Below are 23,730 nucleotides of genomic sequence, written 5' to 3' on the forward strand. Positions count from 1 at the left end.
GGGCCCCCCCCCCCCCCCCCGGGGGTGCTCTGGGTGTGCCCGCCCGGCCCCCGGCGGGCCCGGGGGGCGGGGGGGTTGGCGGCCGCGGGGGGGCCGGGGGGGGGCCCCCCCGCCCGACGCGCATTTCCCGCTTTCCCGGCCGTCTGATCCGGCCGGAAGAACAACACGCGGTTCGGCTTGTTCGCTCAGAGCCGATTATTCGGCTTGTACACGTGCGGTCCGGGCACTCTCGTGATGGATGGGAGTGTCCGGGCCGTTCGCCTTCGGCGTACAGGGAAATCTGACGCGCCAATTGGTAGTTGGATGTTGGGTGAACGCCCTATCGTCGGGGAAAGTCTCTGGCACGGACGGCTGGGAGGTCGGCCATGCGGAGAGGTTCGCCCGGTCGGCAGCCTGTCGACCGGCGGGTGCGACAGTGCTCCCCTGGGCGGTTATCCCTGTGGGGCCGATATGCGGAAGAGTTGGGTCGGCGAGACCGTCCCTGCCTGACCGCTCTGTAGAGGAGCGACGAGACATGTTCGAGAGGTTTACCGACCGCGCACGGCGAGTGGTGGTTCTGGCCCAGGAAGAGGCCAGGATGCTCAACCACAACTACATCGGTACGGAGCACATCCTGCTCGGCCTCATCCACGAGGGTGAGGGCGTCGCCGCCAAGGCTCTGGAAAGCCTCGGTATCAGCCTCGAAGCGGTTCGGCAGCAGGTTGAGGAGATCATCGGCCAGGGCCAGCAGGCGCCGTCGGGGCACATCCCCTTCACCCCGCGTGCCAAGAAGGTCCTTGAGCTGTCGCTGCGCGAGGCGCTCCAGCTCGGCCACAACTACATCGGTACCGAGCACATACTGCTGGGCCTGATCCGTGAGGGCGAGGGCGTCGCCGCCCAGGTCCTGGTCAAGCTCGGCGCGGACCTCAACCGCGTCCGCCAGCAGGTCATCCAGCTGCTGCACGGTTACCAGGGCAAGGAGCCGCAGGCCACGGCCGGCTCCTCCGAGTCCACCCCCTCCACCTCGCTGGTCCTGGACCAGTTCGGTCGCAACCTGACCCAGGCCGCCCGGGAGAGCAAGCTCGACCCGGTCATCGGCCGGGACAAGGAGATCGAGCGCGTCATGCAGGTGCTCTCGAGGCGGACCAAGAACAACCCGGTCCTCATCGGTGAGCCCGGCGTCGGCAAGACGGCCGTGGTCGAGGGCCTGGCGCAGAAGATCGTCAAGGGTGAGATCCCCGAGACGCTCAAGGACAAGCAGCTGTACACGCTGGACCTGGGCGCGCTGGTCGCGGGCAGCCGGTACCGCGGTGACTTCGAGGAGCGCCTCAAGAAGGTGCTCAAGGAGATCCGCACCCGCGGCGACATCATCCTGTTCATCGACGAGCTGCACACGCTCGTCGGAGCGGGAGCGGCCGAGGGTGCCATAGACGCCGCCTCCATCCTCAAGCCCATGCTGGCCCGGGGTGAGCTCCAGACCATCGGCGCCACCACCCTGGACGAGTACCGCAAGTACCTGGAGAAGGACGCCGCCCTGGAGCGGCGCTTCCAGCCCATCCAGGTGGACGAGCCGACCATCAAGCACGCCATCGAGATCCTCAAGGGGCTGCGCGACCGGTACGAGGCCCACCACCGGGTCTCCATCACCGACAGCGCCCTGGTGGCTGCGGCGCAGCTGGCCGACCGCTACATCAGCGACCGGTTCCTGCCGGACAAGGCGATCGACCTCATCGACGAGGCCGGTTCGCGGATGCGCATCCGCCGGATGACCGCTCCGCCGGACCTGCGCGAGTTCGACGAGAAGATCGCGGGCGTGCGCCGGGACAAGGAGTCCGCGATCGACGCGCAGGACTTCGAGAAGGCCGCGTCGCTGCGCGACGACGAGAAGCAGCTCCTCAACAAGAAGGCGCAGCGGGAGAAGGAGTGGAAGGCCGGCGACATGGACGTCGTGGCCGAGGTCGACGAGGAGCTCATCGCCGAGGTCCTGGCCGCGTCCACCGGCATCCCGGTCTTCAAGCTCACCGAGGAGGAGAGCTCCCGGCTGCTGCGCATGGAGGACGAGCTGCACCGCCGGGTCATCGGCCAGGAGGACGCCATCAAGGCGCTCTCCCAGGCGATCCGGCGTACCCGCGCCGGCCTGAAGGACCCCAAGCGCCCCGGTGGTTCGTTCATCTTCGCCGGCCCGTCCGGTGTCGGTAAGACCGAGCTGTCCAAGACCCTGGCCGAGTTCCTGTTCGGGGACGAGGACGCGCTGATCCAGCTGGACATGTCCGAGTTCATGGAGAAGCACACGGTCTCCCGGCTGTTCGGCTCGCCTCCCGGCTACGTCGGCTACGAGGAGGGCGGCCAGCTCACCGAGAAGGTGCGCCGCAAGCCGTTCTCCGTGGTCCTCTTCGACGAGATCGAGAAGGCCCACAGCGACATCTTCAACTCCCTGCTCCAGGTGCTGGAGGAGGGCCGTCTCACCGACGCCCAGGGTCGCAACGTCGACTTCAAGAACACGGTCATCATCATGACGACCAACCTGGGCACGCGGGACATCTCCAAGGGCCAGGCCATGGGCTTCGCCAAGGAGGACAACGCCCAGACGAACTACGAGCGGATGAAGGCGAAGGTCAGCGAGGAGCTCAAGACCAACTTCCGTCCCGAGTTCCTCAACCGTGTGGACGACATCATCGTCTTCCACCAGCTGACGGAGGGGGAGATCTTCCAGATCGTGGACCTCATGATCACGAGTCTGGACGGTCGCCTCAAGGAGCGGGACATGGGGATCGAGCTGCGCCCGAAGGCGAAGCAGATCCTGTCCGAGCGCGGTTTCGACCCCGTGCTGGGCGCCCGTCCGCTGCGCAGGACCATCCAGCGGGAGATCGAGGACCAGCTGTCCGAGAAGATCCTGTTCGGCGACCTCAAGGCCGGCCAGATCGTCGTGATCGACGCCGAGGGCGAGGGCACGGACGCCAAGTTCACGTTCAAGGGAGTGCCGAAGCCGGCCGCGGTTCCGGACACCCCCGAGGTCGAGGAGCCGGCCGCCGGTAAGAGCGACTGACACCGCTGAACCGGGCGACGTCCGTCACGGGGGCATCCCTTCGGGGTGCCCCCGTCGGCGTTCGGCCGTTAGTGTGCGAGCGTGACTCATCCAGATCCCCAGCAGCACGGTCCGTGGCCGCCCCACGGCCGCCCGCCGCAGCAGCCCCCGTCCGCGCAGCAGCCCCAGTACCCGCAGCAGCCCCCGTACCCGCAGCAGGGCCCGGTCGGCGGCCCCCCGCAGGGGGGTCCCGCGGGGCCTCCCCCCGGCCAGTACGGCGCCGTTCCCCCCGCAGGGATGCCTCCGGGCGGAGTACCGCCGGGTGGCGGGTACCCCCCGCCCGGCCCCCAGGGCCACTACGGTCCCTATGGCCCGCAGGGCCCGTACCCCCCGCAGCAGGTGCGGAAGAAACGCGGTGCCGGCCTCGCCCTGATCATCGGGGCGGTCGTGCTGGCCGTACTGCTCGTCGTCGGCGGCGGCCTCCTCTACGTGGTGACGACACCCGGAAGCGGCGGCGGGTCCGGAGAGGCCGGCACCTCCGCCGGAGGCAGCCTGGAGGCGGTCGAACACTACGAGGACCTGTCCGCCGACCACGTCGAGGAGGGCGAGACCGTCGAGTACGACGTGTTCCCGCCCGTGGGCGGGGAGCACTACCCGGTGTGGCAGGACTGCGGCGTCTACTCGGAGCCCCTGCGCACCGAGTACGCCGTGCACTCCCTGGAGCACGGGGCCGTGTGGATCGCCTACGACCCGGGGCTGCCCGCCGACCAGGTGGAGGTGCTCGCCGGACTGTACTCCCCGGGCGACTACCTGGTGATCAGCCCGGTCGAGGGCCTGCCCTCGCCGGTGGTGGCGTCGGCCTGGGGCTCCCAGATCCTGTTGGAGGGTGCTGAGGACCCCCGGCTCGTCGAGTACCTGGTCGAGTACGTCCAGGGCGAGAACACCCCGGAACCGGGTGCCCCGTGCAGCGGCGGTTTCGCGGGGACCGAGGCGGAGTTCGACGCGGGCACCGGTACGAGCGCCCGCATGGCCGACTGACCCCGCCCCGGCAGGTGGTGCGGGATCAGGCGGGGAGGGCGTACCGGCCGTCGTCGAGCGGGTCCACCAGGCCGTCGGACACGAGCGCGTCCAACGCGCGCTCACGCTGGACGTGGTCGTCCCAGACGGCGTCCAGGGCCCGCTTGGCCACCGGGTGCGCGGAGTCGCGGAGCACGGCGAGCAGACGGCCGCGCACCTGGCGGTCGGTGCCCTCGTAGGTCTGGCCCCGCCGGGGCGGCCCGTCGTAGGCGGGCTTGCCCGCGAGCTTCCACGCGCACTGTCCGGCGATCGGGCAGGCCGCGCACGCGGGGGTACGCGCGGTGCACACCAGGGCGCCGAGCTCCATCACGGCCACTCCCCAGCGCGCCGCGACCGAGGCGGTGGGCGGCAGCAGCGACTCCGCGAGTGCCGTCTCCGCCTTGGTCTGGGTTTTCGGCGGGTACTCAACTCCTGTTTCGGCCCTGGCCAGGACACGGCGGACATTGGTGTCCAGAATGGCGTGCCGCTGTCCGTAGGCGAAGCTCGCCACGGCCGCGGCAGTGTAGGCACCGACCCCCGGCAGGGAGAGCAGTGTGGCGTGGTCGTCCGGGACGCGGCCGCCGTGCTCCTCGGTGACGGCCACGGCGCAGGCGTGCAGGCGCAGCGCCCGGCGCGGGTACCCGAGCCTGTTCCACATGCGCACCGCCTCCCCCGAGGCCTCGGCGGCCAGGTGGGCGGGGGTGGGCCAGCGTTCCATCCAGGCGCGCCAGGCGGGCAGGACCCGCACGACGGGTGTCTGCTGGAGCATGATCTCGCTGACCAGGATCGACCAGGGGGTCGCGTCCGGCGCGCGCCAGGGGAGGTCGCGCGCGTGCGACTCGTACCACGCCAGAACGGCGGTGCTGTAAGGGTTATCGCTCATCTTTAACAGGGAATCGGCGGGTTGAGTAGGTGAGTGGCACGCAAAACCGCAATACTACGGCCCATGGCGTCAAGTACCGGACATCCAGGAGCCGTCAGCCGAGAGACCTACTGGAAGCGGCGTGCCTTCGTCCTGCTCGGGTTCCTGATGGTGCTCGCGTTGATCGCGTTCGTCTTCAAGCCCTCGGGCGAGGAGAACGGCGAACCGACCCGGTCCGAAGCCGGGGCCGGCTCCTCGCCTTCTCCCAGTGTCCCACCCGGGGACCCCTCCGCGGCCGAAAGCGCCGAACCCACGGCCGAGGCCTCCGAGGGGGCGGAGGAGAGCGACTCGCCCTCGCCCGGCGGCGGGGAGTCCGGGGGCTCCGGTGGCGGTGAGGGCGGTGAGGGCGGCGGCGTGGCCGCGCCCGAGCGCGCCGAGGACCTCTGCCGCCCGCAGGACGTCGTGGTGACGTTCGAGTTCGCGGAGGAGGACCAGGAGGTCTACGGCGCCGGGTCCGACCCGGGCTTCAGGATCACTGTGGTCAACACGGCGGAGCAGACCTGCACCGTGGACGTGGGCGGCGGCGCCCTGGAGGTGCGGATCCACTCCGGGGACGACCGGGTCTACTCCACCGCGGACTGCCTCAAGGACGGTGGCACCGAGGAGCGCCAGCTCAGCCGGGGTGTCCCGCACGAGTTCACGGTCGAATGGAAGCGCAACCGCTCCTTCACGGACTGCCGTGAGACCAGCTCCACGGCCCAGGCCGGCTGGTATCGGGCCAACCTGCACGGAGACTACGCCGGCGACCAGTCCCAGCTGCCGTTCCAGCTCAAGGCCTGACCCCGGCCGACGCGGCCGGGGAAGAGGCAGGGGCCCTCGGGGGCCGGGAGCCGCGTGCTCCCGGCCCCCGCGCCGTGCCGGCGCCCGTGTGTCGGCCGGACGCGGGCGCGGAACCCCCACGCGCGGATCCTGGTCGCCCAGATCATTCCGATGGACTCGACCGCGGCTGCGCGGGGTGCGGCCAGAATCCACCTCCGGAGGTTCTGGGGCAAAACCGGAGCGTCGTGTAAGAAGGGCCGCGTGTTTTGGTAAAGACGGCTGCTTCTGGTGATCGAATGGTTACGATGCGTGGTGTTCTGATCATTCGCACACCGGGAGCAGCCGTGCACCGCACCGCCCTGGCCCTCGTGGCCACCGCCGCCCTGTCCCTCGCGTTCGCCGCACCCGCGCACGCCGTCCAGACGGAGCGGACCGTGACGACCAGCCATACCCTGAGCATCCGGAGCCTGTCCTCGGGGGAGACCCGGCAGGTCACCCTGGAGTGTCGGCCGACCGGGGGGAACCACCCCGAGGCCGAGAAGGCCTGCGCGGCCATCACCGGGGCCGGGTCGATCGCGCGGACCAAGGGCGAGGACCGGCCGTGCCCGATGATCTACGACCCCGTCGTGGCCACCGCCGAGGGCTCCGAGGACTACGAGGAGGAGTTCGCGAACTCCTGTGTCCTCGTGGGCGGCAAGGGCGCGGTCTACGACTTCTAGGGCGTGGTCCGGGGACGCTTTCGGTTGACTCGGCGCTTGCGCCGATCGACGCGAGCGGCTGCCAGGCCATCTCTCGCAAGACGAGTAGCGCAGGTCAGCCCGGGTTTGGCTGTCCAAGCGCAGTCGGCGCGGCGAGAGGCAGCCCGGGTGACGCGAGCCCGGAATGATCCGCGGAACGCGGCCTAGGCACGCACGCCGTGGCCGGCGGTCCGGGGGCCTCCCCCGGACCGCCGGCCTCAGTCGTCGTCCTGGGACTTCCGGGGCCGGCGCGACCGCCTGGCGACGCGCAGGAGGGCTTCACTCAGCTCCTCCACCTCCTGGGTGCGGATGCCCGGGATCGGATCGCCGAAGTGCTTGGGCACGATCGCCTCGGTGAACCCGAGCCTCTGCGCCTCCGCGACCCTGCGCCGTACACCGGAAACGGTACGCACGTCACCGGCCAGCCCGACCTCGCCGATCGCGATGAACCCGACGGGGAGGGCGACGTCGTTGCTGGAGCTGGCCGCCGCCATGGCCAGGGCCAGGTCCACGGCGGGCTCGGTGAGCTTCACGCCGCCGACCGTCGACGCGTACACGTCCATGTTGGCCAACCGCATGCCCGTGCGCTTCTCCAGCACCGCCAGGATCATGTTGACCCGGGAGGTGTCCAGCCCGGAGGTCGCGCGGCGCGGGGCCGGCAGGGGGGTGGGCGCGACCAGCGCCTGGACCTCGGTGATCAGCGGACGCCGTCCCTCCATGGCGACCGTGACGCAGGTACCCGGCACCGGGTCGGTGCGCTCGGTGAGGAACAGCCCGCTGGGGTCGGGCAGGCCGACGATGCCGCTCTCGGTGAGCTCGAAGCAGCCGATCTCGTCGGTGGGGCCGTACCGGTTCTTGATCGCGCGCAGCAGCCTCAGCTGGGAGTGGCGCTCGCCCTCGAAGTGCAGCACCACGTCGACCAGGTGCTCCAGCATGCGGGGGCCCGCGATGGACCCGTCCTTGGTGACGTGGCCGACCAGGATCGTGGCGATCCCGCGCTCCTTGGCGATCTGGATCAGGGCGCCGGTCACCTGGCGGATCTGCGTGACGCCGCCCGGGACGCCGGTGGCGTCGGGGGAGACCATGGTCTGCACCGAGTCCACGATCAGCAGGCGGGGGCCCACCTGGTCCACGTGGCTGACGAGGGACGCGATGGAGGTCTCGGCGGCGAGGTAGAGCTTGTCGGAGAGCGCACCGAGCCGTTCGGCGCGCAACCGCACCTGACCGGCCGACTCCTCACCGGTGATGTACAGCACCGGGCCCTCCGCGGCCCGCATCGCCGCGACCTCCAGGAGCAGGGTGGACTTGCCGACACCGGGCTCGCCCGCGAGCAGGACCACGCCTCCGGGGACGGCGCCGCCGCCCAGGACCCGGTCGAGTTCACCGACGCCTGTGGGGACGGCCTCGGCGCTCTCCACGCTGATCTCGGTGATGGGGCGGGCCCGGGAGGTGACGGGCGCGGCGGCGACGTAGCCGGCGGCGGGGGCCCCGGCCTCCTCGACCGTGCCCCAGGCCTGGCACTCGCCGCAGCGGCCCACCCACTTGAGGGTGCTCCATCCGCACTCGGCGCACCGGAACGTGGTTTTCGCTGCCTTTGCCATGGTCGCCACGCTAGCGGTTGCCGGGGACAGCTCCGGCGGGCACGGAGCGGATTCCGCGGGACACACGAAAGTTACCTACGGGTTATGGGTAACTTCCGGTAAGCCGTGTTAAAGAATCTGTAAGGGTCCGACTACTCCCTGCCCCCCGCTCCTTGGAGAGGAACACCCGCGTGCCCCGTAACGACGCAAACCCCGCCATCCCCCGTCTCCGGTGGCTCCGCAGAGCCCTGGTCCCCGCGGCCGCCGCGATCCTGGGCCTGTCCCTGGTCTCGCCGCCGTCCGCCGCCGCGGAGGAGGCAGAGGCGGCGGCCTTCCAGCACTACGTGGCGCTCGGCGACTCCTTCGTCGCCGGCCCCCTGGTCCGCCAGCAGCAGGCCAGTGCCCAGGTGCCCCTGCTCGGCTGCATGCAGTCGGCCAACAACTACCCGAAGATGCTCGCCGATAGGATCGGCGTCGCCGAGCTCACCGACGCCAGTTGCTCCGGCGCGCGGATGGAGCACTTCTACGAGCGGCAGTTCAACGACACGCTCCCGCAGTTCGACGCGCTGCGTCCCGAGACCGACCTGGTCACGGTCGGTATCGCGGGCAACGACTTCGGGTTCTCGGATGTCTTCATCGAGTGCGCGAAGCGGAGTCTGGGCAACCCCCTGGGCAGCCCCTGCTCCAACTACTACGGGGACGAGCTGGACGTTCGGATCGACGGCCTCAGGGGTGAGATCTCCCAGGTCTACGCCGACATCGCCGAGCGCAGCCCCGACGCCACGGTGCTCAGCGTCGGCTACCTCCAGATCCTTCCCGAGAGGGGGGGCTGCTGGCCGAGCACGCCCGTCGCCCGGGGGGACGTCCCGTTCCTGGACGCGGCGCAGACGAGGCTCAACACGGTGATCAAGGAGGAGTCGCAGGCGCACGGCGCGGTGTTCGTGGACGTCCTGGAGCGCGGCCGGGACGTGTGCAAGCCCTCCGGCACCCGCTGGGTCGAGGGCCTGATCCCGGAGAACGGGGCTCCGGTGCACCCGAACCGGATCGGTATGGAGGCGACGGCCGACTTCGTCCAGGCCGCGGTCGGGGTGCCCTCGCCGGCTCTGTAGCGGAGGGGTCTTGGCCCACGGGCGGGCTGTCCGGTTATCACTCGGATGACCGTTATGTCCCCTCAAGTAAAGCAGTCTTTGCCGTTTTTAGGAATCAGCCGTACTACGGAGAGTGACATTTTCGGGTGACTGTGTGACGAATGGTGGTGCGACGAGGCGAAGAGATCCGCGTCATAGCGGCGTGGGCGCCTCGACGAGTCGACTCACACGAGTGGAGCGCCACCGTCATGCGACTACCTCGACAGCACGAGCAAGGGCAGGCCTGTCGTCCTACGGACCCGGGGCGACAGGCCGCCCCCGCCCACTCCACACGGGGTGGCGGACCTCGCTCGTTCACCGTCGCGGCGCTCGCCGCGGCAGTCCTGGCCTCCGGCGCCGCACCCGCGTTCGCCCATCCCCCGCAGCCGGCCGGACGCGCAGGGGTCGCCGCGAGCCCCGGAGGACCGGAACGGGTCCACCAGGCCCTGCCCACGCGGACCGTCGAGAAGGCCATCAGGGCCGCCGAGTCCCAGGAGGGCACCCCGTACGGCTGGGGTGGCACCGGGCCGGACGCGTTCGACTGCTCGGGCCTCGTCCAGTGGTCGTTCAAGCAGGCGGGGGTCAGCCTCCCCCGCATCGCCCAGGACCAGGTCCAGGAGGGGACCAGGGTCTCCTACTCCAGCGCGAGGAGGGGCGACATCCTCTACTGGAGCGACGGGGGATACGCCTACCACGTCGCCATCTACCTCGGCGCCGACCGGATGATCGACGCCCCGCACTCCGGGGACCACGTCCGCGAACGGGACGTCAACCACTACAACCTCGCCGGGGCCGTACGGCTGTGACCGGGGCAGGCCTCACGAGTGAGGCTGACAGCCGCTCCGCGGACCCGGGTGGCGGACCCGCAGCCCCGAACGCATCCGTGCGCCGGCCGCTCAGTACCGCCGCCACCACAGGTTGACCGCGTAGTCCACCGTGAGTCCGGGATGGGACTCCACGATCTCCGCGGCCAGCGCGGAGGGGAACTCGATCCGCACCACCGCCTCGAAGCCGCGGCGGTCGGTGAAAGACCAACGCATCGTCAGGGGCTCGCGGGTGAACCCGCGGGCCGACCAGAACCGTTCCACGGCGGACGGGTCGTACGACGGCAGCGAACGCCGGAACCAGGAACCGAAGGTGGAGCGTGTGGCGTCGTTGTCGATCACGAAAGCGACCCCGCCCCGCCGCATCACGCGGTCGAGCTCCGCCAGCCCGGGCTCGCACCCGGGGCCGAAGAAGTAGGCCCAACGCGCGTGCGCGACCTCGACGACGGAGTCGGGGACGGGCAGCCGCTGGGCCGTTCCGTCCAGGACCCGGACGTGGTCCAGATCACGCACCCGGGACCGGGCGGCCTCCGCCAGACCCGGGTGCGGCTCCACACCGGTGACCCGTCGCGCCCGCGCCGCGAACCCCGGCAGGTGGAAGCCGGTGCCGCAGCCGACGTCCAGGACGTGGGCGTCGTCCACCGGCCGGACGCGGTCCATGGCCGCGCCGATCACGCCGTCCGGATCCACCGCGCGGTTCTCCAACTCGTACGTCTGCGGGTTCCGCCAGATGTTGGGGCTGGGGACCGCGTCCCTGGGGATCATGCACCGCACACTAGCCACCACCCGGAGCCCGCCCCACCAGCACGTCCCCGTTCCGGCGGGTTCCCCCGCGCGGGAGCGCGCGCACCGGGCCGGGGCGGAGGGCACCCGGGGCACGGGGACACGGCACGCCGCGTTCACCCGGGCGGAACGCACGAAGGGGGCGATAGCGCATAGTCTGGGTTCCGTGAGTCCTATCCAGGTCCCAGACGCACCCGTCGTCCTGTCGTCGGCGTCGGTCTACCCGGAGAAGACCCCGGCCGCCTTCGAGATCGCGGCGAAGCTGGGGTATGACGGGGTCGAGGTCCTCGTCTCCTCCGATCCGGCCAGCCAGGACATCGATCTCCTGCGGCGCCTCTCGGACTACCACCAGATACCCGTCACCGCCGTCCACTCGCCCTGCCTGGTCCTCACCCAGCGTGTGTGGGGCCGGGAGCCCTGGGGCAAACTCGTGCGCTCCAAGGAGATGGCCGAGGCCCTGGGCGCCAGGACCATCGTCGTCCACCCCGCCTTCCGCTGGCAGCGCGAGTACGCCCGCGAGTTCGAGAGCGGTATCGCCCGCATGCAGGACGAGACCGACGTCGTCTTCGCGGTGGAGAACATGTACCCGGTCCGGGTCCGCGACCGCGAGGTCGTGCCCTACGCGCCGAGCTGGAACCCGCTCGACCGCGACTACCCCGACGTCACGCTCGACCTGTCGCACACCGCCATGTCCGGCTCCGACGCCATGGAGATGGCCAAGCAGCTGGGCGACCGGCTCTCGCACGTCCACGTCACGGACGGCCTCGGTGGCCAGAACCTCGACGAGCACCTCATCCCCGGGCGCGGTACCCAGCCGGTCGGCGAACTCCTGGAGTACCTCGCCGAGGGCGGCTTCGGGGGTCAGCTGGTCCTGGAGGTCAGCACCCGCAAGGCCGCCGACCGCCAGGCGCGCATGCGCGAGCTGGCCGAGGCACTGGCGTTCACGCGGCTGCACTTCGCGCAGACGTCGTCGACCGGCCGCACGCACGACCGCCGCGAACGCATCGCCCTGCTGCGCCGCAGGCCGCCCGCGCCGCCCCGCCGGTTCTCGGTGGACGGCGGCGGAACGGTCGACGACAAGGGGACGGTCGACCCGGGCGGAAGCTGACACGGCCCGGGTGCGCCCGCGGGCCGGAACGGCACCGGTGGGCCCCTCCTCCCCGCACACAGCCGTCCACGGGCTGAGACGACCGGTCCACCCCGGGCCGCGGGGGCGGCTAGCGTGGAGGTGAACCGCAGAGAGGACTCTTCATGATCGCGATCATCGGTGCCGGGAAGATGGGCGAGGCACTGCTCGCCGGAATGCTGGCCAGGGGCCACACCCCGGAGGACGTCCTGGTCACCGAGCCGCGCGAGGAGCACGCGCAGGAACTGCGCCGCCGCTACCTGGTCGAGGTCGTCCCCGCGACGGACGCGGCCAAGCGCGCCGACACGCTCCTGATCGCCCTCAAGCCCCAGGACATGGTGGCCCTCCTGGACACGCTCTCCCCCCACCTGGACTCGGACCGGCTGGTCATCTCGGTCGCGGCCGGCATCACCACCGCCGTCCTGGAGGACCACCTGCCCCCCGGGACTCCCGTCGTACGGGCGATGCCCAACACGCCCGCCCTGATGGGCCAGGGGATGACCGCCGTCGCGGGTGGGGCCCACACCGACGGGGCACACCTGGACCGCGCGGAGGCGCTCCTGGCCACGGTCGGCGAGGTGATCCGGGTCGGCGAACAGCACATGGACACCGTCACCGCCATCTCCGGCAGCGGCCCCGCGTACTTCTACTTCATCGCGGAGACGATGATCGAGGCCGGAGTCGCCATGGGCATGCCGCGCGCCACGGCGCAGCGGCTCGTCGGGCAGACCATCACGGGCGCGGCCGCCATGCTCAACGGTTCGGGGGAGCACCCGGTGGTGCTGCGCGAGGCGGTGACCTCTCCGGGCGGCACCACGGCCGCCGCACTGCGCGAACTGGAGCGGCACGGTGTCCGGACCGCCTTCACGGACGCCATCGAGGCGGCCCGCGACCGGAGCGGCGCGCTCTCCGGAAACTAGGCCGTGGCCCGTGAACCCTTCCGGTCACCGCACCGGCGGGGCGGGACCAGGGGCGGAGCCGCCGCGTCGGACGGGGACTTGGCCGGAAACGGCCTCTTCGTACGAACCGGACGTCGTGGTCCATAGGTACTGTGCATAGGAAAGGTCGCACACGTCCTTTTCTGTCTCGCTCGGGCGAGCCATCCCCCTTCTCCTGCCTCCAGGGTCCTCCATGACATCTCCCCCACCCCCGTTCGACCCCTCCCAGCCGCCCGGCGGGGGACCTCCCCCGGAAGGCCCGCCCCCCGGCGGCGCCCCCTCCGGCGGACCTCCGCAGCACCCGACCGGTGGACACCCCACCGGTGAACACCCCACCGGTGGACACCCCACCGGTGGACACCCCACCGGTGGTCAGCCCTCGGGCGGACCCCACACCGGTGGTCAGCCCTCGGGCGGACATCCCACCGGTGGGACACCGCGCGGCGCTCCTTCCTTCATGCCGGCCGGGGGCCAGACCCCGGGCGGGCGGGGGTTCCCCTCCGGCGGCCACCCCTCCGGCGGCTTCCCCGCGGGTGGCGCCCCCTCCGGCGGCCCGTATCCGGGAGGCATGCCTCCCGGCGGTCCCCCACTCGGTCCGCCGCCCGGAGGGATGCCCCCTGGCGGGATGCCGCCGGGAGGGATGCCCCCCGGCGGGTTCGGCGGCCCACCGCCCCCCAAACCGAGCCGGATGCCGCTCCTCTCCTCACCGTCCGCGGTCCGCGCCTCCCTGCTCAACGCCTCCGGCTTCGGTGCCGGGTACGCCTACCTGCGGCAGTGGCCGTTCTTCGCCGCCGCGATCGTCATCACACTCGGGCTCCTCGTCACCGCCGCGGTCCTGGGCGCGGCCGACAACCTCCTGCTCTGGGTGCCGATCCTCCTCGTCTGGTTCGTGGCGGCCGCCGTGCACGGCCTCTTCGCCGGGCGCTCCCGCGACGAGCGCGCGCTCACCCGGGGCGAGCAGCCCCGCCGGGGCCGGATGGCACTCCTCACCGCGGGCGGGCTCGTGCTCGCCCTGGTCGTCTCCCTCGTCGGTGTGTGGCAGGCAGGGGAGTGGCGGCTGCGCGTCGCCGACGCCGCCCACGCCCGGGGCGAATGCGGCCAGTCGGAGGCCGTCGCCGCCTACGGAAGCGTCGAGGACCTCTTCCAGCTCTCCTTCTCCCCGTCGCTCATGTCCCGGGCCCGCGCGGGCGCCGAGGCCTGCGCGCTGCTGGAGCGGGCCCAGGGCGACGTCGCCGCCGGTGACTTCGAGCAGGCACTCGACTCCTACGCCGCCTACTTCGGCCACGCCTCCTCCCGCTGGGAGGACACCGACGGCGAGATCGCGGACATCCACTTCTCCTACGCGGCCGACCTGGCCTCGACGGCGGAGGAGGGGTTCGGCGGCGAGGTCACCGAGGACTACCGGGAGAGCATGCGGCAGGCGCACGAGGTCTACAGCGTGATCCCGGTGGACTACGAGGGCACCGAGGCCGCGGGCGAGGTGCCCGCCGCGCTGGCCGGGCTCTACGAGAGCGGCACCAGCGAGTACGCGGCCGAGAACTGGTGTGCGGCCTTCGACCAGATCGAGATGTTCAACGACCTGTCCTGGGACAGCACACCGGAGATCACCGAGCGGCTGGCGGCGGAGCGACCCGACGCGGCGTTCAACTGCGGCTGGGAACACGTGGACGAGGGCCGGTTCGAGCCCGCCGAGACCATGGTCGCCCTGCTCGGCGACGAGTACCCCGACCACGAGGCGGACGAGGTGGAGACGATGGTCGTCCACATCGGCGCCGGTCGTATCGAGGCCGAGATGGACGCTCTGACCAGCATCGGCGAGGTGGACTTCGCCCCGGCCGCCACCGGGGGCTCCGGAAACGACAAGGCCGTCCTGGAGGTCACCAACAACACGCCGTACGACATGCGGTTCCTCTACGTCGGCCCGGACAGGGTGCACGACGAGATCATCACCGAGGCGTGCGAGGACTGCGAGACCTACAGTTCGCCTCCGACCGGCAACTCGTGCTTCGAGGACGGCGAGGTCATGCGCGTCGAGCTCGACCCCGGCGAGTACCGGATCCTGCTCACCTCCGAGGACGGGTTCTTCGGTGCCGCGCCACTGCACGGCAACGTCGACCTGGGCGGCGGTGACCTGCACGAGTCCTGCTACTTCATCACCGAGTAGGCGGGGGCGGGCGGGGACGCGGACCGCGTCCCCCCGGACCGGCGCGGGCGTGGACCCCCGCGTTGGTCCGGGGGCCCGACCGGCCCTCCGGAGCCGGTGACCGGGGACCCGGGGTTCGGCCCGGGACCCGGTTTTGCGTACTGTGTGCTTCGGAGCACGCACACCTGAAACGGGGGTCACCACATGGGAGGGCGCACGTCCTGCTCGCTTCGGGTGGCATGGGATGACGAACTGACCGCCTACGACTTCGGGCCGCAGCACCCGATGGCGCCGATCCGGGTCGAGCTGACCATGGCCCTCAGCCGTGAACTCGGTGTCCTGGACGCGCCGGGGGTGGGCCTGCTGGACGTCGAGCCCGCGTCGGACGAACTCCTGTCCCTGGTGCACGACCCCGCCTACATCGAGGCGGTCAAACGCGCCGGCCGGACCCTGGAGCCCGACGAGGCCCACCTGCTCGGTACCTCGGACAACCCCGTCTTCCCGGACATGCACGATGCCGCGGCCCTCATCACGGGCGCGTCCGTGGCCGCCGCGAGAGCCGTGTGGACGGGGGAGTCCGCGCACGCCGCGAACATCGCGGGCGGGCTGCACCACGCCATGCGCAGCAACGCGTGGGGTTTTTGCGTCTACAACGACCCCGCGATCGCCATCGCCTGGCTGCTGGAACAGGGTGCCAAGCGCATCGCCTACGTGGACGTCGACGTCCACCACGGGGACGGCGTGCAGAACGCCTTCTACGACGACCCGCGCGTGCTCACCATCAGCCTGCACGAGTCGCCGGTGACCCTGTTCCCCGGCACCGGTCAGGCGTCCGAGACCGGAGGTCCGGGCGCCGAGGGGTACGCGGTCAACGTCGCCCTCCCGGCGGGGACCGGGGACACCGGGTGGCACCGTGCCTTCGACGCCGTCGTCCCGCCCCTGCTGCACGAGTTCCAACCGGAGATCCTCGTGACCCAGCAGGGTTGCGACACCCACGCCCTCGACCCGCTCGCCAACCTCACCCTCAGCGTGGACGGCCAGCGGCGCGCCTACGCCGAACTGCACAAGCTCGCGCAGAAGACGGCCGGCGGACGGTGGCTGCTCCTCGGCGGCGGGGGCTACGGGCTGGTGCACGTGGTCCCGCGAGCCTGGACCCACCTGCTGGCCGAGGCCGCCGGACACCCGGTCGACCCGGACACCGAGACACCGCAGGCCTGGCGCGACTTCGTGCGGGAGCGCACCGGGGAGCTGGCCCCCCTCTACATGACCGACGGGCGCGAGGTGGCGTTCGCGCCCTTCGTGGACGGCTACGACCCCGGCGACCCGGTGGACCGCGCCATCCACGCCACCCGGACCGCCGTCTTCCCCAGCCACGGTATCGACCCGAGCCTCTGACGGGCTGACCGGAAGCACGCCGGTGTGGTGTGAGGGGAGTGCCCCCGACGGCCCTGTCGTAGCCGGCGCCGGTGCCGGAACCCGCTACGAGGACAGGAGCGCGGCGGAGGGGGCGGGCCCGTGAACCTTTCCGGTCACCGCCCGAGCGGCTCCGGCCGGATCCCCGCCGGACGACTCCGACCCCGGGGAGCGGTTCCGGTACGCCCCTTTCCGCGGCCTTCCCGCGGTCGGCCGCGCGTGCCATGATTCCGGTCCGCTTCCCGGGCAGCGGCGCTGCCCAGGCGTACGGAGGTGAATTCGTGGGGATTGCGCGTTGTGGGCCTCAGAGGGGTAGGACAGAGGTTGAATACCGGGCGAACAGGGGCCGGCGTCGTGGTGGCATCGCGGCGTGGCGCACACCCGGTGCGCAGACGAGGAAGGGGAACGCCAGGTGACGCCGCCGACACGCGCTGAACTCATCACCTATCTGGTTCGCACGGGGATCGCCGGGCACGTCGACACCCCCCGCCAGAACAACCTTCGGCACTATCGGCGGCTCGTACAGAAGGACCCCTACCACCAGTTCGGACTCACCTTCTCCCACGACTGGACGTTCTCCGAAGTCCTCTCCCTGATGAGCAAGCGGTGCGGCGTCGTGGGAGACGAGGAGTACGTGTGGGGGATCGACACCATCGACCCCGACCTGACCGTGGACGCCCTGGAGGCGCTGGGCGACCGGATGGCGTTGGCCGCCGAACGGGGGGAGCGGGTCATGTTCGCCACGGGACACCCCAGCAAGCTCAGGGAGACGTACCGGGTCTGGAAGGACGCACTGGCCTCACGCGGCTGCCAGGTCGTTACCGCAGCGGGTGGCTATTCGTACGAAGTGACCACGGAAAGGCCACCCAACCGTCGAACCGTGGTCTGGAAGGACGAGGTCGCGATCGTCACGGACGGTCACCTCGCGCGTCACAGCCATCACCCCTTCGCCATGCGTGCCATTCTCGGGGACCTGGAGGAGCGCGGTGAGGAGTGGCCGCAGTTGGTCATCGCGGATCACGGGTTCGCGGGTGCGGCAGGGGAGGCCGGGGTGCCGACGATGGGGTTCGCGGACTGCAACGACCCCGCGCTCTTCCTCGCCGAGCACGAGGGAAAGCTCCTGGTCACCGTGCCTCTGGACGACGGATACCTGACCGAGGACTACGCCCCGCTGCGCGAGTACGTGCTCGCCAGAGCCGGTCTGATCTGACCGGGGCCGACCATTTATACCCACCGTTAAACCTCATCCGTCCCGCCGTCAACGTGTATCCCCGAAGACAGGGCAATCGACCTTTCGCAGACGGGGACTCGGCTCTACCCTGAAAACGGACGTGTCAGTAGTGACAGCGTGACACGCTGGCGTGGCGTTGGGACGGGCACATACCGGGGTCGCCCCTACCGCCGTACATCACGCCGGGCTGAAGAGTAGACAATGCTCACGTCCGGGAATGAGGGCGTCGGAAGATGAACGGTAGCAAACCACCTCTCGAAGAGGTCAGGTTCTTGACCGTGGCGGAGGTCGCCACGATCATGCGTGTGTCCAAGATGACCGTTTACCGAATGGTGCACTCGGGAGTTCTCCCCGCGATCCGCGTGGGGCGTTCCTACCGGGTTCCCGAACGGGCCGTGCACGACTACCTCCGCGAGGCTTTCGTCGAGGCTGGTTGAGCCAGGGCCAGGCCGGCCGGGGCGGTGGAACGCCGACCCCGGTCGACCGGTAACCCCCGGGGCGATGGCTGATGGCCGTCGCCCCCGCCGGGGTTCCCCCACCTCGCCGAGCGCCTTCCCGCGCACCGGACCGAAGGTCCCTTGTGCCGGGGCGGCCGAACGGGCTCCAGAGCATCTACTACAATCTGTCGTTGTTGTAGTCCGCCCTGTTCACACCCGGTTCGCGAGGTCCCCTCGATGCCCAGTACCAGCTCCGGTACGCGGTCACGCCGCAGCGTGCCGCGCTTCGCGGCGACCGCGGTGGCCGCCGCCCTCGCCCTCACCGGCTGTGCCGGGGGGAACGAGATCGAGGCCGGCGGCGAGGACGACCGGTTCATCTCCGGCGACGGGAGCGCCACCGCCTTCGACACCGCCGAGCGCGTGGACGCCCCGGAGGTGGACGGCACCACCCTCGACGGGAACGACGTGTCCCTCAGCGACTACGAGGGCGGCATCGTCGTCCTCAACGTCTGGGCGAGCTGGTGCGGCCCCTGCCGCGCCGAGCAGCCCGTGCTCGACGAGGTCCACGCCGAGTACGGCGACCTCGGAGTGGACTTCCTCGGCGTCAACATCAAGGACGACGAGACCGCCGCCCAGGCCTACCTCTCCAACAAGGACGTCGCCTACCCGAGCCTGTACGACCAGCCCGGCGAGGTACCGCAGGCCTTCCGCGACACCGTCCCCCCGCGTGCCATCCCCAGCACCCTCGTCATCGACCCCGACGGCCGCATCGCGGCCCGCGTCATCGGGCCCACCACCTACGGCCAGCTCACGGACCTGCTGAACCCGGTGGTGGTGGAGTTCGACCTCGGCGACCCGGAGGAGCGCCCCCGGGTGGCCGACCAGGAGAACGCCGACGTCTCCGAGGGCGCCGAGGACGCACCCTCCGCCGAGGACGAGGAACAGCCCTCGGACACACCCTCCGCCGAGGACGACCGCTGATGGACCCGATCGGCACCACCGTCCTCACCGGGTCCCTCCTCGCCGCCGTCCCCCTGGCGCTGGCCGCCGGGCTCCTGTCCTTCCTGTCCCCCTGCGTGCTCCCGCTCGTGCCCGGCTACCTGTCCTACGTGACCGGGATGAGCGGTGCCGACATGCGCGAGCGCGCAGCCGTGGCGGCCGGGGCAGAAGGAACGGAAGGGGGCTCCACGGCGACGGCCCTCGCCGACGTCGACACCGAACTGGCCTCGCGCCGGTGGACCATGGTCACCGGCAGCATCCTGTTCATCGCCGGGTTCACCCTCGTGTTCGTCGCCGTGGGCGGCTTCATCGGCTGGCTCGGCGATCTCCTCGTGGACTACACCGACCCCCTCACCCGGGTCCTCGGCGTCCTCACCGTCGTGCTCGGCCTCGCCTTCATGGGCGTCATGCCGGGGTTCGGACGCGAGTTCCGCTTCCACCGCCTGCCCAGGGCCGGGCTGGCCGGAGCACCCCTGCTCGGCGTCCTCTTCGGACTCGGCTGGACCCCGTGCATCGGGCCGACCCTGGCCGCCGTGCAGACCCTCGCCTTCGTCGAGGGCGGCGCGGGGCGGGGCATGCTCCTGTCCCTGGTCTACTGTGTGGGCCTGGGGCTGCCCTTCGTCCTCGCCTCCCTCCTCTACCGGCGCGCCCTGGGCGCCTTCGGCTGGCTCAAGCGCCACACCCGCACCGTCACCGTCGTGGGAGGGGCCATGCTCGTCCTCGTCGGCCTGGCCATGGTGACCGGGCTGTGGACGCAGCTGACCATCGCCATGCAGGGCTGGGCCGCCGACTTCCAAACGGTGATCTGATGAGTACGACGACCACGACCGACAACGACACCGGGGGCGGAACCGGCTCGGGCGACGGCGCCGGAGCCGAGGGCAGCGGAGGCGGCCCCTCCCGGGGACTGGGCCCGCTCGGCTGGCTGCGCTGGGCATGGCGCATCCTCACCTCGATGCGCACCGCCCTGGTCCTGCTGTTCCTGCTGGCCGTCGGCGCCATCCCAGGCTCGATCCTGCCGCAGAACGTCGTGAGCGTGGACGAGGTCAACGCCTACGTCCGGGAGAACCCCGACCTGGCCCCCTGGCTGGACCGGTTCTACCTGTTCGACGTGTTCTCGTCGCCCTGGTACGCGGCGATCTACCTGCTGCTGTTCGTCTCCCTCGCGGGCTGCGTCATCCCGCGCGCCCTCATCCACGCCCGCGCCGTGCGCGCCCGGCCGGTGCGCACCCCCCGCAACCTGGGACGGATGCCCTACGCGGCGACGTTCACGACCGGCGCCGACACCGCGACGGTGCTGGAGCAGGCCCGCAAGGTCCTCAAGGGCTACCGGATCGAACGGTACGGCGACTCCGTCTCCGGCGAGACCGGCTACCTGCGCGAGGCCGGGAACGTGCTGTTCCACTTCGCGCTGCTGGGACTGCTGCTGGCGCTGGCCGCCGGATCGTTCTTCGGTTACCGGGGCAACATGCTCATGGTCGAGGGCGACGGATTCGCGAACACCCTGCCCTCCTACGACGCCATCTACCCCGGGCACTGGACCGACACCGACGACCTGGAGCCCTTCACCCTGCGGCTGGACGACTTCGAGGCGTCGTTCATCGAGGACGGCGACCTGCGGGGGCAGGCCGAGTCCTACGTCGCCCAGCTGACGTACAAGGAGTCCCCGGAGGCGGAGGAGGCCCAGCACACGCTGGAGGTCAACCACCCGCTCACCGTGGACGGCGTGCAGGTCTACCTGCTGGGCCACGGGTACGCGCCGGAGTTCGAGGTCCGCAACGCCGAGGGCGAGGTCGTCTTCGACCAGGCGGTCCCCTTCCTGTACCGGGAGACCGCGACCTTCACCTCCGACGGCGTCGTCAAGGTTCCCGACACGGGGGCGGAGGAGCTGGGCTTCGTCGGGGTGTTCCTTCCGAGCGCGGTGGAGACCACCGAGGGAGACCTGGTCTCCAACTTCCCCGGCGCCGAGAACCCCCAGGTGACCCTGGAGGGCTACCGCGGCGACCTGGGCATGCTGGATCCGCAGTCGGTCTACCAGCTCCAGACCAGCGGCATGGAGGAACTCGGAAGCTCCCCGGTGCTCGACATCGGCGACAGCTGGGACCTCCCCGACGGCGACGGGTCGATCACGTTCACCGGGTACAGCGAGTACATCAGTCTCCAGGCCAACCGCGACGGTGCCCGTGTCCCCGCGCTGACCGCGGCCACCCTCGCGGTCCTGGGCCTGGTCACGACCCTGTTCGTCCGCCCCCGCCGCGTGTGGGTGCGTGCGACCGAGGGCGAGGACGGGCGCACGCGGGTGGAGCTGTCCGGCCTCGGCAAGACCGAGGTGGCCGGCAACAACGCGGAGTTCCACGAACTCACCACAGAGCTTGCCGGACGGCTCCGGAAGGACGAGTCGGACGACAACCCCCGAAATCCCCGAAGCAGCACACCATCCGACCCGCCAGAGTCGACGACAACGAGGGAGTGACCGGTGACGTACACACTCGCCGGAACGGTGGACGAGACGATGGCGTCGACCAGCGACATGTTGATCATCGCGATGATCGTCACGTACGCGGTGGCCCTGTTCCTCTTCGCCATCGAAGCCGCCTACGGAGAGCGCACCAAGCTGAGGGCCGGCAAGCTCATGCCGGTCGGCGCGGGCGCCGCGAAGGACGCCGGAGCCGCTGAGGGCGGCGTCGACGACCTCGACATCAACGTCAACGTCCGCACCACGGAGGGCGAGGCGCAGGCCTCCCAGAGCAACCTCGGCCGGGTGGCCCTGGGCGTGACCACGCTCGGGTTCGTGATGGGCGTCGCCCAGATCGTCACCCGCGGCCTCGCCGCCGGCCGGTGGCCGTGGGGCAACATGTTCGAGTTCATCGTGGCGCTGTGCCTGGTCGCGGTGGCCGGCCTCCTGTACGCCTCGTTCCGCTACCAGGCCCGGTTCCTCGGAGCGTTCGTCCTGGTCCCGGTCCTGATCCTGCTGGGTGTCGGCGTCAAGTGGCTGTACGTGGACCCGGGTCCGCTGATCCCGGCCCTGCACTCCTACTGGGTGCCCATCCACGTGACCGCGACCATCATCGCGGGCGGCGCGTTCATGGTCTCCGGCGTCGCGGGCGTCACCTACCTGGTCTCGCACCGGGCGGAGGCCAAACGCGCCCTGGGCCAGAAGGTCGCGGGCATCGCGGGACGCCTGCCCAGCCCCGAGCTGCTGGACCGCATCTCCCACCGGTTCATCCTGTTCGCGTTCCCGCTGTGGACCTTCGGCATCATCGCCGGGTCGATCTGGGCGGACGAGGCCTGGGGCCGCTTCTGGGGTTGGGACCCGAAGGAGGTGTGGTCGTTCATCTCCTGGGTGATCTACGCCGCCTACCTGCACGCCCGCGCCACGGGCGGCTGGCGCGGCCCCAAGGCGACCTGGATCAACGTGCTGGGCTTCCTGACCATCCTGTTCAACTTCTTCGCCGTGAACTACATGTTCAGCGGTCTGCACTCCTACGCCTGACCCTGCCTGCCCCGGAGCCGACGGTGAGGACCCCGCGACAGCGGAGTCCTCACCGTCAGCCGTGTCGGCCCCGGGAACGCGGCCGGGGCGGCCGGTGGGGGCGCGGCGCTCAGGTCCGGGCGGACGCTCCCGCAGAGGGGGGCGCCGTCGACTCACGGACCACGAGCCGGGTGTCCAGGGTGACGGTCCCGGGGTCCTCTCCCGTCGTCACCCGGTGGAGCAGCAGGTCGATGCCCCCGCGCCCGGCGGCCACGACCGGCATGTCCACGGTGGTGAGGGCCGGACGGCAGTGCCGTGCGATGTGGGTGTTGTCCACGCCGACCACGCTGAGGTCCCCGGGCACGGACAGCCCGAGGGCCTCCACACCCCGGATCAGGCCGAGCGCCACCAGGTCGTTGTAGGCGAGCACGGCGGTCGCCGGGCCGGACGCCACCTCGGCGGCGGCGCGGAACCCGCCCTCCTCGGTGGGAGGGTTGGGGCCGACGGGGTGCAGAACCGCGCCGTGGCGCGCGGCGGACGCCTCCGCGGCGCCCCGTATCTCCTGGGCGGTCCAGGACGCGCTCGGCCCGGTCAGCACCGCGATGTCCTGGTGCCCCAGCGCCACCAGGTGATCCACGGCCTGACCGGTACCCGAGGCCACGTCCATCAGCACGCAGGGCAGGCCCTTCACCCTGCGGTTGACGACGACGAACGGCACGTCCCGGCCGAGTTCGGCGATCACGCGCCCGCTCAGCCGCGAGGCGACGAGCAGCGCGCCGTCCACCTGCTTGGCCATGGAGCGCACCAGCTCCTCCTCCACCCGCGCCCGCTCGTCGGTGTCGGCGACGAACACGTGGTAGTCGTGTGCGCGCGCCTGGGCCTGCGCCGCCTTGATCAGCGGCGGGAAGAACGGGTTGGCGATGTCGGCGACGATCACGCCGAGGTTCGCGGTCCGCTGCGTGGAGAGGGCGCGCGCGGCGCGGTTGGGGCGGTAGCCGAGCCGTTCCGCCGCGGCCCTGACCCGGGTCCTCGTCACCGCGTTGACCATGTGGGCCGCGGAGAAGGTCCGCGAGACGGTGGAGACGTGGACCCCGCTCTCCCTCGCGACGTCCCTGATGGTGACGGCCACCGGGGCCTCCGTTCCTGGATGTTCCGACGTGCTCGGCTGAGTCCTGAGAT

20 protein-coding genes are annotated in these 23,730 nt (G+C 71.1%); 16 read left to right on the top strand and 4 right to left on the bottom strand.

Annotated features, from left to right (window positions below):
• The first annotated feature begins 514 nt into the window (after positions 1–514).
• Both ACFWTE_RS09190 and ACFWTE_RS09195 read left to right on the top strand, forming a co-directional pair.
• Positions 515–3,025, top strand: a complete 2,511-nt coding sequence (locus ACFWTE_RS09190; protein ID WP_378778803.1) for an ATP-dependent Clp protease ATP-binding subunit — start codon at positions 515–517, stop codon at positions 3,023–3,025.
• A 378-nt stretch (positions 3,026–3,403) separates the two neighbouring features.
• Positions 3,404–4,042 carry a DUF3105 domain-containing protein gene (locus ACFWTE_RS09195; RefSeq protein WP_378778804.1) on the top strand — a complete coding sequence of 213 codons (639 nt, stop codon included), beginning with the start codon at positions 3,404–3,406 and terminating at the stop codon, positions 4,040–4,042.
• Between the two features lie 25 nt (positions 4,043–4,067).
• Here ACFWTE_RS09195 and ACFWTE_RS09200 read toward each other — a convergent pair whose 3' ends face one another.
• Positions 4,068–4,943: an A/G-specific adenine glycosylase gene (locus ACFWTE_RS09200; protein WP_378778805.1), complete on the bottom strand. Its 876-nt coding sequence runs from the start codon at positions 4,941–4,943 to the stop codon at positions 4,068–4,070.
• A gap of 63 nt (positions 4,944–5,006) precedes the next feature.
• On the opposite strand from ACFWTE_RS09200, the gene ACFWTE_RS09205 reads away from it, so the two are divergent.
• Together ACFWTE_RS09205 and ACFWTE_RS09210 are read left to right on the top strand one after the other, a co-directional pair.
• Positions 5,007–5,762, top strand: a complete 756-nt coding sequence (locus ACFWTE_RS09205; RefSeq protein ID WP_378778806.1) for a hypothetical protein — start codon at positions 5,007–5,009, stop codon at positions 5,760–5,762.
• 284 nt (positions 5,763–6,046) lie between these two features.
• A complete protein-coding gene (locus ACFWTE_RS09210; RefSeq protein WP_378778807.1) occupies positions 6,047–6,460 on the top strand; it encodes an SSI family serine proteinase inhibitor in 414 nt (137 codons plus the stop codon).
• A gap of 236 nt (positions 6,461–6,696) precedes the next feature.
• Here the strand turns inward: ACFWTE_RS09210 and radA are convergent, their stop codons facing one another.
• Positions 6,697–8,079 carry a DNA repair protein RadA gene (radA, locus tag ACFWTE_RS09215; protein WP_378778808.1) on the bottom strand — a complete coding sequence of 461 codons (1,383 nt, stop codon included), beginning with the start codon at positions 8,077–8,079 and terminating at the stop codon, positions 6,697–6,699.
• A gap of 170 nt (positions 8,080–8,249) precedes the next feature.
• Between radA and ACFWTE_RS09220 the strand changes: the two genes are divergently transcribed.
• Together ACFWTE_RS09220 and ACFWTE_RS09225 are read left to right on the top strand one after the other, a co-directional pair.
• Positions 8,250–9,167, top strand: a complete 918-nt coding sequence (locus ACFWTE_RS09220; RefSeq protein WP_378778809.1) for an SGNH/GDSL hydrolase family protein — start codon at positions 8,250–8,252, stop codon at positions 9,165–9,167.
• A gap of 227 nt (positions 9,168–9,394) precedes the next feature.
• On the top strand, positions 9,395–9,991 hold the full coding sequence (locus ACFWTE_RS09225; RefSeq protein WP_378778810.1) for a C40 family peptidase: 597 nt from the start codon (positions 9,395–9,397) through the stop codon (positions 9,989–9,991).
• A 90-nt stretch (positions 9,992–10,081) separates the two neighbouring features.
• On the opposite strand, the gene ACFWTE_RS09230 is transcribed toward ACFWTE_RS09225, so the two are convergent.
• Entirely contained in the window at positions 10,082–10,774 is a 693-nt protein-coding gene (locus ACFWTE_RS09230; RefSeq protein ID WP_378778811.1) for a class I SAM-dependent methyltransferase, read from the bottom strand.
• A gap of 184 nt (positions 10,775–10,958) precedes the next feature.
• On the opposite strand from ACFWTE_RS09230, the gene ACFWTE_RS09235 reads away from it, so the two are divergent.
• From ACFWTE_RS09235 to ccsB, 10 genes are all read left to right on the top strand, one after another.
• The gene (locus tag ACFWTE_RS09235; RefSeq protein ID WP_378778812.1) at positions 10,959–11,900 is read left to right on the top strand and encodes a sugar phosphate isomerase/epimerase family protein; all 942 of its coding nucleotides are present in this window, start codon (positions 10,959–10,961) and stop codon (positions 11,898–11,900) included.
• 143 nt (positions 11,901–12,043) lie between these two features.
• Positions 12,044–12,838 (top strand): pyrroline-5-carboxylate reductase, encoded by a 795-nt coding sequence (proC, locus tag ACFWTE_RS09240; protein WP_378778813.1) that lies wholly within the window; start codon positions 12,044–12,046, stop codon positions 12,836–12,838.
• Between the two features lie 658 nt (positions 12,839–13,496).
• Positions 13,497–15,020 (top strand): DUF1109 domain-containing protein, encoded by a 1,524-nt coding sequence (locus ACFWTE_RS09245; protein WP_378778814.1) that lies wholly within the window; start codon positions 13,497–13,499, stop codon positions 15,018–15,020.
• A gap of 213 nt (positions 15,021–15,233) precedes the next feature.
• Positions 15,234–16,394, top strand: a complete 1,161-nt coding sequence (locus ACFWTE_RS09250; protein WP_378778815.1) for an acetoin utilization protein AcuC — start codon at positions 15,234–15,236, stop codon at positions 16,392–16,394.
• Between the two features lie 430 nt (positions 16,395–16,824).
• On the top strand, positions 16,825–17,622 hold the full coding sequence (locus ACFWTE_RS09255; protein WP_378778816.1) for a phosphatase: 798 nt from the start codon (positions 16,825–16,827) through the stop codon (positions 17,620–17,622).
• Positions 17,623–17,876: 254 nt separating this feature from the next.
• Positions 17,877–18,080: a helix-turn-helix domain-containing protein gene (locus tag ACFWTE_RS09260; protein WP_013155995.1), complete on the top strand. Its 204-nt coding sequence runs from the start codon at positions 17,877–17,879 to the stop codon at positions 18,078–18,080.
• A 237-nt stretch (positions 18,081–18,317) separates the two neighbouring features.
• Positions 18,318–19,061: a TlpA family protein disulfide reductase gene (locus tag ACFWTE_RS09265; RefSeq protein ID WP_378778817.1), complete on the top strand. Its 744-nt coding sequence runs from the start codon at positions 18,318–18,320 to the stop codon at positions 19,059–19,061.
• The gene (locus ACFWTE_RS09270) at positions 19,061–19,888 is read left to right on the top strand and encodes a cytochrome c biogenesis CcdA family protein (RefSeq protein ID WP_378778818.1); all 828 of its coding nucleotides are present in this window, start codon (positions 19,061–19,063) and stop codon (positions 19,886–19,888) included. Before ACFWTE_RS09265 ends, ACFWTE_RS09270 begins: the two co-directional genes overlap by 1 nt.
• Positions 19,888–21,552: a cytochrome c biogenesis protein ResB gene (locus tag ACFWTE_RS09275; RefSeq protein ID WP_378778819.1), complete on the top strand. Its 1,665-nt coding sequence runs from the start codon at positions 19,888–19,890 to the stop codon at positions 21,550–21,552. Before ACFWTE_RS09270 ends, ACFWTE_RS09275 begins: the two co-directional genes overlap by 1 nt.
• Before the next feature lie 3 nt (positions 21,553–21,555).
• The gene (gene ccsB, locus ACFWTE_RS09280; protein WP_378778820.1) at positions 21,556–22,572 is read left to right on the top strand and encodes a c-type cytochrome biogenesis protein CcsB; all 1,017 of its coding nucleotides are present in this window, start codon (positions 21,556–21,558) and stop codon (positions 22,570–22,572) included.
• A 109-nt stretch (positions 22,573–22,681) separates the two neighbouring features.
• On the opposite strand, the gene ACFWTE_RS09285 is transcribed toward ccsB, so the two are convergent.
• Positions 22,682–23,680: a LacI family DNA-binding transcriptional regulator gene (locus tag ACFWTE_RS09285; protein WP_378778821.1), complete on the bottom strand. Its 999-nt coding sequence runs from the start codon at positions 23,678–23,680 to the stop codon at positions 22,682–22,684.
• Between the last annotated feature and the right edge of the window lie 50 nt (positions 23,681–23,730).

Origin of the sequence: Nocardiopsis sp. NPDC058631 (assembly GCF_042716955.1) — a bacterium.
Lineage (GTDB): Bacteria > Actinomycetota > Actinomycetes > Streptosporangiales > Streptosporangiaceae > Nocardiopsis.

What these genes read in the sequence shown, in the direction of transcription:
- ACFWTE_RS09190 (WP_378778803.1), top strand. Translation starts at nt 515, where the DNA reads ATGTTCGAGAGGTTTACCGACCGCGCACGGCGAGTGGTGGTTCTGGCC.
- ACFWTE_RS09200 (WP_378778805.1), bottom strand. Translation starts at nt 4,943, where the DNA reads ATGAGCGATAACCCTTACAGCACCGCCGTTCTGGCGTGGTACGAGTCG.
- ACFWTE_RS09205 (WP_378778806.1), top strand. Translation starts at nt 5,007, where the DNA reads ATGGCGTCAAGTACCGGACATCCAGGAGCCGTCAGCCGAGAGACCTAC.
- ACFWTE_RS09210 (WP_378778807.1), top strand. Translation starts at nt 6,047, where the DNA reads ATGCGTGGTGTTCTGATCATTCGCACACCGGGAGCAGCCGTGCACCGC.
- radA (WP_378778808.1), bottom strand. Translation starts at nt 8,079, where the DNA reads ATGGCAAAGGCAGCGAAAACCACGTTCCGGTGCGCCGAGTGCGGATGG.
- ACFWTE_RS09225 (WP_378778810.1), top strand. Translation starts at nt 9,395, where the DNA reads ATGCGACTACCTCGACAGCACGAGCAAGGGCAGGCCTGTCGTCCTACG.
- ACFWTE_RS09230 (WP_378778811.1), bottom strand. Translation starts at nt 10,774, where the DNA reads ATGATCCCCAGGGACGCGGTCCCCAGCCCCAACATCTGGCGGAACCCG.
- proC (WP_378778813.1), top strand. Translation starts at nt 12,044, where the DNA reads ATGATCGCGATCATCGGTGCCGGGAAGATGGGCGAGGCACTGCTCGCC.
- ACFWTE_RS09245 (WP_378778814.1), top strand. Translation starts at nt 13,497, where the DNA reads ATGCCCCCCGGCGGGTTCGGCGGCCCACCGCCCCCCAAACCGAGCCGG.
- ACFWTE_RS09260 (WP_013155995.1), top strand. Translation starts at nt 17,877, where the DNA reads ATGAACGGTAGCAAACCACCTCTCGAAGAGGTCAGGTTCTTGACCGTG.
- ACFWTE_RS09265 (WP_378778817.1), top strand. Translation starts at nt 18,318, where the DNA reads ATGCCCAGTACCAGCTCCGGTACGCGGTCACGCCGCAGCGTGCCGCGC.
- ACFWTE_RS09270 (WP_378778818.1), top strand. Translation starts at nt 19,061, where the DNA reads ATGGACCCGATCGGCACCACCGTCCTCACCGGGTCCCTCCTCGCCGCC.
- ACFWTE_RS09275 (WP_378778819.1), top strand. Translation starts at nt 19,888, where the DNA reads ATGAGTACGACGACCACGACCGACAACGACACCGGGGGCGGAACCGGC.